Raw genomic sequence first — 12,844 nt, forward strand, 5'->3', positions numbered from 1 at the left:
GCCTGCACGCTTGTGGGATAAAGTCGGGGGGCCGGGCGACCGGCCCCCGATTTTCGTTTTGATTCCGGTGCTGTCCCGCTGCCGGTTTTTCTTCCGTTTACGGGCAGGGTTCCCCGATGAAGTTTCTCGATCAGGCCAAGGTGTTCTTGAAGAGCGGTGACGGCGGCCCCGGTGCCGTGGCGTTCCGCCGCGAGAAATTCATCGAGTTCGGCGGTCCGGACGGCGGCGACGGCGGCCGCGGCGGCGACGTGATCATCGAGGCGGCGGACGGCCTGAACACGCTGATCGACTATCGCTACAAGCAGCATTTCAAGGCGCAGCGCGGCCATCACGGCATGGGCAGCAACCGCAACGGCGCGCGCGGCGAGGATGTCGTCCTGCGTGTGCCGGTGGGGACCCAGATCCTCGACGAGACTCAGGAAACCGTGCTGTGCGACCTGACCGAGGCCGGTCAGCGCCGTGTCTTCCTGCGTGGCGGCGACGGCGGCCACGGCAACGCGCACTTCAAGACGCCGACCAACCGCGCCCCCCGCAAGTTCCATCCCGGCTGGCCGGGGCAGGAGCAGTGGGTATGGCTGCGGCTGAAGCTGATCGCCGACGCCGGCCTGCTGGGATTGCCCAATGCCGGCAAGTCGACCTTCCTGGCGGCGACCACCGCGGCCAAGCCGAAGATCGCCGATTACCCCTTCACCACGCTGGCCCCCAACCTGGGCGTCGTCCGCGCCGGTGACGAAGAGTTCGTCATCGCCGACATCCCCGGCCTGATCGAGGGCGCGCATGAAGGCCATGGGCTGGGCGACCGCTTCCTCGGCCATGTCGAACGCTCGCGTATCCTGCTGCACCTGATCGATGGCACCGCCGACGATGTCGTCGCCTCCTACCGCACGATCCGCAACGAGCTGGTGGCTTATGGTGGCAACCTTGCCGACAAGCTGGAGGTGATCGGGCTGAACAAGGCCGACGCCCTGCTCGACGAGGAGATCGAAGAGAAGAAGGCGGCATTGGAGGAGGCATCGGGCGCCGAGGTCATGGTGCTGTCCGGCGCCACCGGCCAGGGCGTGAAGCAGGTGCTGTATCGGCTGCTGACGGTCATCAAGGAATCCAAGGCGGAGGAACCGGAGGTCATCCACGCCCCCGCGACCCGGTCCATCCCGCGCCCGCCGGTCGGCCAGAAGCTGCCCGACGACGGCGAGATGCAGTGGGACGATGAAACCGGCGAGTGGGTCGGCGGCGAGGAAGACAATCTCGAGGCCGAGGACTTCGAGGAGGATGACCTCGAAGAAGCCAGCCTCGAAGAGGGTGAGGACCTGGACAGCGAAGAGCTGGACGGCGACTCGGACGAGGCTCTTGACGGCGATGAGCCGGAGGGCGAAGAGGACGGTTCGGACGACGATACGGACGGAACCTCCCGCCATGGCGCTTGACGCCCCTACCCTTCTCGAATCCCGCCGGCTGGTCGTGAAGATCGGCTCGGCCCTTCTGGTCGACGGGGAAACCCGGCAAATCCGCCGGGACTGGCTCGACGCGCTGGCCGACGATGTCGCCGCCTGCCGCAAGCGCGGGCAGGAGGTGGTGATCGTCACCTCCGGCGCCGTCGCCTGCGGGCGGGAGCATCTGGGCCTCGTCGGCCGGGCGCTGAAGCTGGAGGAGAAGCAGGCGGCCGCCGCCACCGGCCAGATCCGCCTTGCCCACGCCTACCAGGAAACGCTGGCCCGCCACGACGTCACCGTCGCCCAGGTGCTGGTGACGCTGGAGGACACGGAAGAGCGGCGGCGCCACCTGAACGCCCGCAACACCATCGACACCCTGCTGAAGCTGGGTGCGGTTCCCGTCATCAACGAGAACGACACGGTCGCCACCGCCGAAATCCGCTTCGGCGACAATGACCGACTGGCCGCCCGCGTGGCGCAGATGGTCAGCGCCGACACGCTGGTATTGCTGTCGGACATCGACGGCCTCTATACCGCCGACCCGCGCAAGGACCCGGACGCCCGCCACATCCCCACCGTGCGCGAACTGACGCCGGAGATTGAGGGCATGGCCGGCGAGCCCCCCCCCGGCTACAGCAGCGGCGGCATGGTGACCAAGATCGCAGCGGCGCGCGTCGCCCTGTCGGCCGGTTGCCGGATGGTCATCGCCAAGGGCAAGCGCATGAACCCGCTTGCGGCGCTGGAACGGCGGCCGGAGGATGGTGGAGCGCTCTGCACCTGGTTCCTGCCGTCGGCCGAGCCGACCAGCGCCCGCAAGGCATGGATTGCCGGCCATGTGAACGCCACCGGCGTGCTGCTAGTCGATGATGGCGCCATGCGGGCGCTGTCCCACGGCGCCAGCCTGCTGCCGGCCGGCGTCACCGCCGTGCAGGGCGAGTTTGACCGCGGCGACGTGGTGATCGTCCGCACCCAGGAGGGACGCGAGGTCGCCCGCGGCCTTGTCGCCTACAGCGCCGACGACGCCCGCAAGATCCTGCGTCACAAGAGCACCGAGATCCCGGAAATCCTGGGCTATCAGGGGCGGGACGAGATGATTCACCGCGACGATCTGGTGGTGCGGTGACCGCCATCCTTCCCCTTGACCGTCTCCCGATCCGCGCGATTCTATGGGACATCGACGGCACGCTGATGGACAGCGAGCCCTGGCACCAGCAGATCACCGTCGATGTCTGCCGCGGCTATGGCCATGAGCTGAGCGAGGAGGACTGCCGGCAGATGCACGGCGTCGCCTTCCGCGAAATTTACGCCGCCTTGCACGCCCGCCGCCCCTTCCCCATCGACCTGCACGCCTGGGCCGACGAGATCAACGCCCAATATGTCGCCCGCGTCGATCAGGTGCGCCCGCGTGAGGGCGCCTTCGCCCTGGTGGAGGCCTTCGCCGCCCGCGGGCTGGCGCAGGCCTGTGTGTCGAATGGGGGGCGCATGATCGTCGACGCCAACATGCGCGCCATGTCGATCCCACATTTCCGCTTCAGCATCGCCCGCGAGGATGTCGCCAACGGCAAGCCCCATCCGGAGCCCTATCTGCTGGCAGCGAAGATGCTGGGCCTGCCGCCGGAAGCCTGCGCGGTGATCGAGGACAGCCCCACCGGCGCCCGCAGCGCCAAGGCCGCCGGCATGCTGACCATCGCTTGGCCCCAGCACCCCGCTATTGTGTTCGACGCAGTCGACCATCTGGTGGAGGACCCGGGGGCGCTGGATTGGGATGCGCTTTGCGGGTGAGGAGGCGGCGCTGAATGCCCCTTCAGTCCCACGTCCACTTCGCCATCTGCGGGAACGGCGCCAGACCGTTATCGCCCATGTAGGCGAACATCCCGGCATAGCCTGTGAATCCCGCCTGCGCCAGATTGATCAGGCCGAAATGGGTCCCCTGCTCGATCCAGGCCTGCATCGGATGGGTCCCCTCATACTCGTGGTACTGGTAGGAGCCAGGGAAGAACAGGCATTCCTGCGGCAGGCCAAGATGCTGAACCGCCGCATAGGACCAGGCCTGCGACATGAACTCGCCCTGACGGGCGGCCCGGGTCAGAAGCGGGTCGGCGACGCCGTCGCGCGCGGTCTGTTCGGCAAGGATGTTATCGATGTCCGTCTGAACGTTGCGGTTCAGCAGCGGCCAGTACTGGCGCGGCATGACGATGATATGCCCGGCCTCGTGCAGCAGGTCGCCCGGCCCCTTGAGGGTCTCCGGATCTACATGGATCGCGCCGGCATGGATGTTCACGCCGGGCAGGAAGCCGTCGCGCCCGCCCTCGCCGTATTCCACCTGCATGCCGATGCCGCGCAGGAAGGCGACGATGGGGTCCAGCGCTTCGGGGTGATACATCCGCCCTCTCCACAATTTCGAAAGTTGGCGAAGATATTCTCGCAACGGACGCAGTCAGGCAAGGCGCACACGCACAGCCGCCCGACACGCGTTGTCGCATCCGACGTATCGGGCAGAGACGCTATTTCTGGATATTGACCACCGCCGACACCGGGGCCAGCGCAATGCCGCGGTCGGCCAGCGCCGTCAGCCAAAGATTGAGACGCTCGATCGTGGTCGGATAGGGAGAGGCGAAACCGACGGCCGCGCCGTTGGTCTTGGCAAGCTCTTCCAGCTCGCGCAGCTGGTCGTCGATGGCGCCGCGCGACAGGTCGCGGTCGATGACGCGGTCGCCCAGCGCCCGCGGCACTCCGGCTAGATTGGCGAGCGGACCGGCGACGCTCTTGGGATTGGCGCGGGCATCGACGAGAAGCAGGCCACGGGCTTTCAGCGCGTCGATCACCGGCTGCATCGCCGCCGGGTTGGCGGTGAATTTGCTGCCGGTGGTACTGGTGATCCCGACATAGCCCACCGCCTTGCCCAGCGACCATTCCAGCCGCTCGACGTTGCGGTCGGGCCCAAGCATGGTCAGCAGCGCATTGGGGCCGGGATCGTCGCGCGGGTAGTTCAACGGCTCCATCGGCACCGACAGCATCACCTCGTGCCCCTTGGTCCGGGCCCGCTCGACCCAGTCGTCCAGCCGCTCGGCATAGGGCAGGAAAGCCAGCGTGATGCCGGGCGGCAGCTTCGCCAGCGCATTGCCGGTGGTGACGCCGCTGAGCCCCAGGTCGGACATCACGATGGCGACGCGCGGCCGCTTGTCGGTCACCGGGAAAGGCCGGGCATAGACTTGCCACGGCTTGCGCCCGTCCTGGGCGATGCGTGGCAGCGGCCCGTTGCGGCTATCCTCGACCAAGCCCGGCACCGGCGCGGGGACCAGGGTCACCGCCGCAGCCTGGGCGCCCGGCAGCGGCAGCGGAGCAGCGTCGGTCGGCACCGGCGGCGGTACCGCCGGGGCGGCGAGCTTGGGCTCCGGCGGCGATGATGGCGGCAGCGGAGCAACCGCCACCGTCGTCGACGGAATCGACGCCTGCCAAGCCTCCCGCGTCGCAGCACCGTTCAGCGCCAGCCAACCTGCCAGCCCGGCATAGACGACCGTCACCAGGACGACGGCGCCCAGCAGGGGCTTGGAGAGCGGCTTGCGCGGTTCTCCCGCCGAATCGTCTCCGTTGCGGCGGAAACGGCGCAGCCAGCCGAATCCGGGGCGCAGGCCCCGGACGCCGAACCGCAGACGACCGAGCAGGGCAGGAGCCTTCACCGTCGATTGCTCCGGTCAGCGCGCCGCGGAGCGCTGCTGGAACAGGGCGACGCCGCGCAGCAGATCCAGCGCGCGGGCGAGCTGGAAGTCGAAGGGAGGTTCCGCCCCCTCCGCCGCAGCGCCCTCTGCCGGAGCGGGTGCTGCACCCGGCGCGGCCCCCGGAGCTGCACCGGGTGCAGCAGGAGCCGCACCGGCGCCCGGACCCGGAGCGGGAGCCGCGGGATTCGGGGCGGCCGGCGTGCCGGGAGCGGCCGGGTTGGTGGTGGCCGGACGCGGCGCCTTGTTGGCCGCGTCGGGGTTGACCAGCGCCCCCTTCAGATCGGCCTCGCGGCGGCGGACGACGTTCCTGTCCAGATCCTCCACCTTGGCGACATGCACCTCGATGTCCGGGGTGATGCCGAGCTGCTGGATCGAGCGGCCCGACGGCGTGTAGTAACGCGCCGTGGTCAGCCGCATGGCGCCATGGCCGGGCAGCGGGATGATGGTCTGTACCGATCCCTTGCCGAAGCTCTGGGTGCCCATGATGATCGCGCGCTTGTGGTCCTGCAGCGCGCCGGCGACGATTTCCGAGGCCGAGGCAGACCCGCCGTTGATCAGCACCACCAGCGGCATGCCCTTGATCAGGTCGCCCGGCTTGGCGTTGAAGCGGGTGCCCTCCTCGGCACGCCGGCCGCGGGTCGACACGATCTCGCCCTTCTCCAGGAAGGTGTCGGAGACCGAGACCGCCTGATCGAGCAGGCCGCCCGGGTTGTTGCGCAGATCGAGCACGAAGCCCTTCAGCTTGTCGCCCAGCTGCTGCTGGATCGAGGAGATCGCCTTCTCCAGCCCGCTCTGCGTCTGCTCGTTGAAGCTGGTGATGCGGACATAGCCGATGTCGCCTTCGGTGCGGAAGCGGACCGACTGCACCTTGATGACGGCGCGGGTCAGCGACACGGTGAAGGGCTCGCCCGCCTCGCCGCGGCGGACGGTGACCTTCAGCTCGCTGCCGACGGGGCCGCGCATCTTCTCCACCGCCTCGTTCAGGCTGAGGCCCATCACCGCCTCGCCGTTCAACTGGACGATCAGGTCGCCCGGCTGCAGGCCGGCGCGGAAGGCCGGGGTGTCGTCGATGGGCGACACGACCTTCACCAAGCCGTTCTCCATCGTCACCTCGATGCCCAGCCCGCCGAACTCGCCACGGGTCTGGACCTGCATGTCCTGGAAGCTTTTCTTGTTCAGATAGCTGGAATGCGGGTCGAGCGAGGTCAGCATCCCGTTGATCGCCGATTCGATCAGCTGTTCGTCGGTCACCGGCTCGACATACTCGGCGCGGACGCGCTCGAAGACGTCGCCGAACAAGTTCAGCTGCCGGTAGGTATCCGACGAATTGCTGGACTGCGCGGTGACGGTGGCGACGCCGGCGCCCAGAAACACCAGAGCTGCCGCCGTTGCGGCGCGCTTGAACATCCTCATCTACCCTTGTCCTTTCCCCTCCGGGGCGCCGAACCCGCGTTGCGGATTGATCGGCTGGCCGTTTCGTCGCAGCTCGAAATAGAGATCCGGATTGCCGTCCGGCGGCATGACCGCCAGCGGTTCCCCGCTGGCCACCTTACGCCCGACGGCCGTTTCGATCCGGCCCAAACCCGCAATCAAACTATGATATCCGTTGCCGTGTTCCACGATCAAGATGAGGCCATAGCCCTTGAACGGGCCGGCGAACACGATGGTGCCACCGCGCGGCGCCACCACGGCCGCTCCGGCACGGGTCTGGACCGTCACGCCACGGCTGGTCGCGCCATAGCGGTCGGCCTCGCCGAAGCGGGTCGTCAGCTTGCCGGCGGCCGGCAGCACCATGCCGGCGACTGCGGGAGGGCCATCGGGAGACTTCGCGGCCAGCTCACGCTCGCGCGCCGCCTCCCTGGCGGCCTCGTCCTTCGCCCGCTTTTCCTCGGCGGCCTTCTGTTCGGCGATCTTCTGCTCCGCCGCGCGCAGTTCGGCCAGCTTGCGTTCGGCCTCCTTGCGCTCGGCTTCCTTCTGGGCGGCGAGGCGGCGTTCGGCCTCGCGCTTTTCCGCTTCGCGGCGGGCAGCCTCCTTGCGCTCCGCCTCACGCCGTTCGGCTTCGCGACGGGCGGCGGCCTCGATGGCGGCACGGCGTTCGGCCTCGACCCGCTCCATCAGCTGGCGCAGGTCGGTGGCTTGACCCGACAGGTCCGCCATGCGCTGGCCGACCTGGACGCGCTCCTCCTCCGTCTGGCGCGACAGCTCCTCGCGCCGGGCGATCAGGCGGTTCATCTCGTCCTGCTTTTCGGTCAGCGCCACCCGCGCCGCCAGCGCTTTGGAGCGTTGGTCGACCAGCTTGCCGCGGGTGTCGGCCAAACCAGTCAGCGCCTGGGCCAACGCATCGGCCCGCGCCTTCAGCGCCGGCACGGCGTCACGCAGCAGCAGGGCGGAGCGCAACGTGTCGACCGGGCTTTCCGGCCGGGCCAGCGCAGCCTCGGGCGGGATGCGGGCCAGCCGCTGGAGAGCGGCAAGCAGGGTGGCGATCTGCTGGCGCTCGGCGTCGAGGCCAGCGGACCGCTCGCGCTCTTCCGCCTCGAGCGCGGTGAGCGACTCTTCCAGTTGATCGAGCGTCTGCTCCTGCCCGCGCGCCTGATCGGCCAGCGCAATCAGCCGGCCGCGCAGGGTGTCGAGTTCGGTCTGGAGCGCCTGGGACTGGCGCTCCAACTGCTGCTGGCGCTGCTTGCCGGTCTGAAGCTGCTGCTCGACGCGCTTGAGCGTGTCCTTGGGAGCTTCACTCTGGGCATTCGCCGGCTGGGCCAGGATCAGGCCGGCGATAACGACAAAGCCGGCGAGGATACCCTCTCCCATCCCGGATACCATTCCCCAGGCAGATACCCTCTCCCCCCCGGGGAGAGGGCTGAGTGAGGGGGATTTGTGGCGAGATGTAAGTCGATATGCAGGACCAAGCGCCGGAATTCCTGTGGCTCCACGCCACGCGCGCCCCTCACCCCGACCCTCTCCCCGGGGGGGAGAGGGGGCATCAAGGGCAAAGGGCACGCCCCACGCCATCCGTTACTCCGCCGCTGCGCGGGCGGCGGTGCGGACCAGCAGGTTGCGGCCGGTCATCTCGGCCGGCTTCGGTAGGCCCAGCAGATCGAGCAAGGTCGGAGCGATGTCGGCCAGCCGGCCGCTGTCGATCCGGGCGCCGGCCGGGCCGTTGACCAGCACCAGCGGCACCTTGTCCAGCGTGTGGGCGGTGTGCGGGCCGCCGGTCTCCGGGTCCTTCATCAGCTCGCAATTGCCGTGGTCGGCGGTGATCAGCATGGCGCCGCCGGCACGGCGCACCGCGGCCTCCACCTGACCGACGCTGGCGTCGACCGCCTGCACCGCCTTGATGGCGGCGTCGAGCATGCCGCTGTGGCCGACCATGTCGGGGTTGGCGAAGTTCACGACGATCAGGTCGTACTTGCCGGAATCGATGGCGCCGACCAGCTTGTCGGTCACCTCGCCGGCCGACATTTCCGGCTGGAGGTCGTAGGTGGCGACCTTCGGAGACGGCACCAGGATGCGGTCCTCGCCCTCATAGACCCGCTCCTCGCCGCCGTTGAAGAAGAAGGTGACGTGCGGATACTTCTCCGTCTCGGCGATGCGCAGCTGCTTCATTCCGGCCTCGGAAACCACCTCGCCCAGCACTTTGGTCAGGGTTTTGGGCGGAAAGATGGTGGTCATCAGCTTCGCCAGCGCCGACGAATATTCGACCATGCCGACCACAGCGGCCAGCTTCACCCCATCGACGGGGAAGCCGTCGAAATCCTTCTCGACATAGGCGGCCAGGATCTCGCGGGCGCGGTCGGCGCGGAAATTCGCCATCAGGATGGCGTCGCCGTCCTTCATGCCGGCATAGTCGCCGATCACCGTCGGCAGGATGAACTCGTCATGCTTGTCGGCGGCATAGCTCTGCTCGATCGCCTGGATCGGGTCGGCGGCATGCTCGCCCTCGGCCTTGGTCATCGCCGCATAAGCCTTGGCGACACGGTCCCAGCGCTTGTCGCGGTCCATCGCGTAATAACGGCCGATAACGGTCGCCACCTCGACCCCCGGCAATTCGAAGACATCGGCCATGAACTCAGCGACCTGATCCTTGGCGCTCTGCGGCGGCACGTCGCGGCCATCGGTGAAGGCGTGGACCGCCACCGGCACGCCTTCGCGCGACAGCACGCCGGCCAGCGCCGCGATGTGATCCTGGTGCGAGTGGACGCCACCGGGCGACAGCAGCCCCATCAGATGGACGCGCCCGCCGGTCTTGTGCATCTCCTTGACCAGATCGTTCAGCGCGGCGTTGCGCTCAAGCTCGCCCTCGACGATGGCGTGGTCGATCATCACGAGATCCTGCATGACGACCCGGCCGGCGCCGAGATTCATGTGCCCGACCTCGGAGTTGCCCATCTGGCCCTTCGGCAGGCCGACCTCCTCCTCGCTGGCGTCGAGGAAGGCCGTCGGTTCGGCCGACCACAGGCGGTCCCAGTTCGGGGTATCGCCCAGCGCGATCGCGTTGTCCGACCGCTCCTCGCGATAGCCCCAGCCGTCCAGGATGCAGAGGACGACGGGGCGGGGTCGGTTGGTCTCGGTCATCGCGCTTACCTTTCTCGAAAGGTTGTGGTCTCGGAGTTTTGTGTTTTTCGGCTCCGGCGCTTTTCCGCGCGCCGGATGCGACGCTCGGTATCAGGATCTGTGATAGGGGTGGCCGGCAAGAATTTGTTGGGCGCGATAGAGTTGCTCCGCAAGCATGCCGCGCACCAGCATGTGGGGCCAGGTCATCGGCCCGAAGGCGAGCAGCAAGTCGGCCCGCGCGCGCACCGCGTCGCCATGGCCGTCGGCACCGCCGATCAGGAAGGCAAGGTCGCCGGCGCCGCGGTCGCGCCAGTCGCCGATTTTGGCGGCGAAGGTCTCGCTGGGCAGCGCCTTGCCGCGTTCGTCCAGCGCCACCACGATGGCGCCGGCCGGCACGGCGGCGAGCAGCAACTCCGCCTCCTGCCGTTTCAATTCGTCGGAGGAGAGGCGTTTCTTCACCTCGACCTCCTTCAGGGTGAAGGGCCAGCTGAGCCGTCCGACATACTCGTCGAACAGGTCGCGGGTCGGTCCACCCCGCGACCGCCCGACAGCGGCGAGCCACAGACGCATGATGCGGCCCTCCGCCGTCGTTTCCGCCCTTGTTTCCGCCCTCTGCCCGTCAGGCGCTCAGCCGCGCCGTGCCCGACGGCGTCGGCAGCTCCAGACCCCACATCTTCTCGATGTTGTAGAAGGTCCGGACTTCCGGCTTGAACAGGTGGACGATCACGTCGCCGGCATCGACCAGCACCCAGTCGCACTGGGTCATGCCTTCCATCTCGACGCCGCGGACGCCGGCCTGCTTCAGCTTTTCGGCCAGCTTCATGGCCATGGCGGCGATGTGCCGCGTGTTGCGGCCCGACGCCACGATCATGTAATCGGCGAAGGTGGTTTTCCCGGCGAGATCGATGACGGTCACGTCATCCGCCTGGTCGGCGTCGAGCGACGCCTGGATGAGCGCCTTCAGGTCCTGCGGTTCCAGGATCTGGGGAACGGCGGCTGGCCGCGGAGCGGTCGCGGCCGTTTCGGTGTGCGTGGTGATGGCTCCAACCTCTTGCAACGGTTTCACGACCCGGCGGCCCGTGCCTGCCGGATCGCCGTCGCCGAGGCCGGGTGCAAGGGGTTGCGTAAGAACGCCCAGGCCGGCCGCCTGCGGCGCGCCAGCCCTTTGACCCCAGACACCGACACCCGCCGACGGGTGTAACGCTGGGCGGCCTTGCCGCTCAACGCACCAAGAGAATAGGTGGGGCGAGCGAAAACCGCAACGGCCACCGAGTCGAAGATTCGAGTCCAGTGCATCCAGCGCGGAATTTGCCGCAGATTGTCCGCCCCCATCAGCCAGACGAAGCGGGTCTTGGGGAAGCGGCGCTGAAGCTTGGCCAGCGTGTCGGCGGTGAAGCGGGTGCCGAGCGCCGTCTCGATCGCCGTCACCTCGATCCGCGGATGGGCGGCAACGGCCCGCGCCTCCTCCAGCCGCTCAGGCAGGGAGGCCATACCGGCGGCGGACTTCAACGGGTTCTGCGGACTGACCATCCACCAGACACGGTCGAGGCCGAGCGTCTTCAGCGCAAACAGGCTGATGTGACGATGCCCGGCATGGGCCGGATTGAACGACCCGCCGAGAATGCCGACGGTCAGCCCGGCATAGAGCGGACCGGAATAGAGGTGGGGGGCTTTTTCGAACCCGGACCTCAGCCCGAAGCGCTTCCCCTCTCCCCCCCGGGGAGAGGGTTGGGTGAGGGGGTTCCGTTTGCCGGACGATCCTCGCAATGCATCCCCCTCACCCTGCCCTCTCCCCGGGGGGGAGAGGGTTCCGGGTGGACGGGAGAGGGACTGATCCTTAAGGCCGCGTCTGGCCATCGCCGCGCACGACATACTTGTAGCTGGTCAGTTGTTCCGCACCCACCGGGCCGCGGGCGTGGAACTTGTCGGTGGAGATGCCGATCTCCGCCCCCATGCCGAATTCGCCGCCGTCGGCGAACTGGGTCGAGGCGTTCCACAGCACGATGCCGCTGTCCACCCGCGACAGGAACCGCTCCGCAGTCGCCGGATCCTCGGTCAGGATGGATTCGGTGTGGTGGGAGCTGTGGGCGTTGATGTGGTCGATTGCCGCATCCACCCCATCCACCACGCCACAGGCGATGATGGCGTCGAGATACTCGGTGTCCCAATCCTCCGGCGCCACCGCCGTCACCCGCGGATCGGCCGCCCGGGCCGCCGCATCGCCGCGCACGGCGCAGCCGGCATCCAGCAGATCCTTCACCAGAAGCGGCAAAGCCTTGTCGGCAATGGCGCGATCGACCAGCAGCGTCTCGGCGGCACCGCAGATGGAGGTGCGGCGCATCTTGGCGTTCAGCACCACCTTGCGCGCCTTCTCCAGGTCGGCGGCGGCATCGACATAGACGTGGCAGTTGCCGTCCAGATGCTTGATGACCGGCACCCGGCTCTCGTCGGCGATGCGCTGGATCAGCGATTTGCCGCCACGCGGAATGATGACGTCGATGTAGTCGCGCATCGTCAGCATGTGGCCGACGGCAGCGCGGTCGGTGGTCGGCACCAGTTGGATCGTCGCCTCCGGCAATCCGGCCTCGCGCAAGCCCTGGGCCAGACAGGAGGCAATGGCGCGCGACGAGCGGATGCTCTCCGACCCGCCGCGCAGGATGGCGGCGTTGCCCGACTTCAGGCAGATGCCGCCGGCATCTGCCGTCACGTTGGGCCGGCTTTCATAGATGATGCCGACGACGCCAAGCGGCACGCGGACGCGCTGGATGCGCAGGCCGTTGGGCCGTGTCCACTCCGCCAGCACGCCGCCGATGGGATCGGGGAAGTCGGCGATATCCTCCAGGCCCTTGGCCATCGCCTCGATGCGCTTGTCGTCCAGCATCAGCCGTTCGCGCAGGGGGCCGGACAGGTCGCGGGCGTTCGCCATGTCCTCGGCATTCGCGGCCTTGATCTCGGCGGCGCGGGCGCGGATGGCCGCCGCAGCCGCCCTCAGCGCCCGGTCCTTCGACGGTCCTGGCACGGTCGCCAGCGCGGCCGCGGCGGCGCGGGCGGCGCGGCCGAGGGCGATCATCTGGTCGTGCAGGGCGTCGGTGGTATCGAGCAGGGCGGACATGGAGGTCTCCGGACACTCTATCCGTTGAAGGG

Annotated in this window: 12 protein-coding genes; 3 read left to right on the forward strand and 9 right to left on the reverse strand. The window is 68.4% G+C overall.

The annotated features are described in order from the left end of the window. Positions 1 to 116: 116 nt before the first annotated feature. The 3 genes from obgE to J2848_RS27110 are packed head-to-tail and all read left to right on the forward strand — an operon-like array spanning position 117 to position 3,212. Positions 117 to 1,424, forward strand: coding sequence for a GTPase ObgE (gene obgE / locus J2848_RS27100; RefSeq protein ID WP_149229729.1), 1,308 nt, complete (start codon positions 117 to 119; stop codon positions 1,422 to 1,424). Then, positions 1,414 to 2,553: a glutamate 5-kinase gene (proB, locus tag J2848_RS27105; RefSeq protein ID WP_149229728.1), complete on the forward strand. Its 1,140-nt coding sequence runs from the start codon at positions 1,414 to 1,416 to the stop codon at positions 2,551 to 2,553. The genes obgE and proB overlap by 11 nt, the downstream gene beginning before the upstream one ends. Next, entirely contained in the window at positions 2,550 to 3,212 is a 663-nt protein-coding gene (locus J2848_RS27110) for an HAD family hydrolase (protein WP_149229727.1), read from the forward strand. The genes proB and J2848_RS27110 overlap by 4 nt, the downstream gene beginning before the upstream one ends. Before the next feature lie 22 nt (positions 3,213 to 3,234). Here J2848_RS27110 and J2848_RS27115 read toward each other — a convergent pair whose 3' ends face one another. The 9 genes from J2848_RS27115 to J2848_RS27155 form a co-directional block, all read right to left on the reverse strand. Beyond that, the gene (locus J2848_RS27115; protein WP_149229726.1) at positions 3,235 to 3,813 is read right to left on the reverse strand and encodes a hypothetical protein; all 579 of its coding nucleotides are present in this window, start codon (positions 3,811 to 3,813) and stop codon (positions 3,235 to 3,237) included. Positions 3,814 to 3,934: 121 nt separating this feature from the next. Continuing rightward, on the reverse strand, positions 3,935 to 5,110 hold the full coding sequence (locus J2848_RS27120; protein ID WP_149229725.1) for a divergent polysaccharide deacetylase family protein: 1,176 nt from the start codon (positions 5,108 to 5,110) through the stop codon (positions 3,935 to 3,937). Between the two features lie 15 nt (positions 5,111 to 5,125). Then, positions 5,126 to 6,562, reverse strand: coding sequence for a S41 family peptidase (locus J2848_RS27125; RefSeq protein WP_149229724.1), 1,437 nt, complete (start codon positions 6,560 to 6,562; stop codon positions 5,126 to 5,128). Further along, complete coding sequence (locus J2848_RS27130) at positions 6,563 to 7,957, reverse strand: murein hydrolase activator EnvC family protein (RefSeq protein WP_149229723.1); 1,395 nt, start codon at positions 7,955 to 7,957, stop codon at positions 6,563 to 6,565. A 204-nt stretch (positions 7,958 to 8,161) separates the two neighbouring features. After that, positions 8,162 to 9,721 (reverse strand): 2,3-bisphosphoglycerate-independent phosphoglycerate mutase, encoded by a 1,560-nt coding sequence (gene gpmI, locus J2848_RS27135; RefSeq protein ID WP_149229722.1) that lies wholly within the window; start codon positions 9,719 to 9,721, stop codon positions 8,162 to 8,164. Positions 9,722 to 9,811: 90 nt separating this feature from the next. Then, complete coding sequence (gene rlmH / locus J2848_RS27140; protein ID WP_149229721.1) at positions 9,812 to 10,270, reverse strand: 23S rRNA (pseudouridine(1915)-N(3))-methyltransferase RlmH; 459 nt, start codon at positions 10,268 to 10,270, stop codon at positions 9,812 to 9,814. A 49-nt stretch (positions 10,271 to 10,319) separates the two neighbouring features. After that, complete coding sequence (gene rsfS / locus J2848_RS27145; RefSeq protein WP_012974900.1) at positions 10,320 to 10,766, reverse strand: ribosome silencing factor; 447 nt, start codon at positions 10,764 to 10,766, stop codon at positions 10,320 to 10,322. Continuing rightward, the gene (locus J2848_RS27150; RefSeq protein WP_376992699.1) at positions 10,763 to 11,467 is read right to left on the reverse strand and encodes a nicotinate-nucleotide adenylyltransferase; all 705 of its coding nucleotides are present in this window, start codon (positions 11,465 to 11,467) and stop codon (positions 10,763 to 10,765) included. Before J2848_RS27150 ends, rsfS begins: the two co-directional genes overlap by 4 nt. Positions 11,468 to 11,537: 70 nt before the next feature. Beyond that, positions 11,538 to 12,812, reverse strand: coding sequence for a glutamate-5-semialdehyde dehydrogenase (locus J2848_RS27155; RefSeq protein WP_149229720.1), 1,275 nt, complete (start codon positions 12,810 to 12,812; stop codon positions 11,538 to 11,540). Between the last annotated feature and the right edge of the window lie 32 nt (positions 12,813 to 12,844).

It is taken from the genome of Azospirillum lipoferum (genome assembly GCF_024170005.1).
GTDB classification, from domain to species: domain Bacteria; phylum Pseudomonadota; class Alphaproteobacteria; order Azospirillales; family Azospirillaceae; genus Azospirillum; species Azospirillum lipoferum.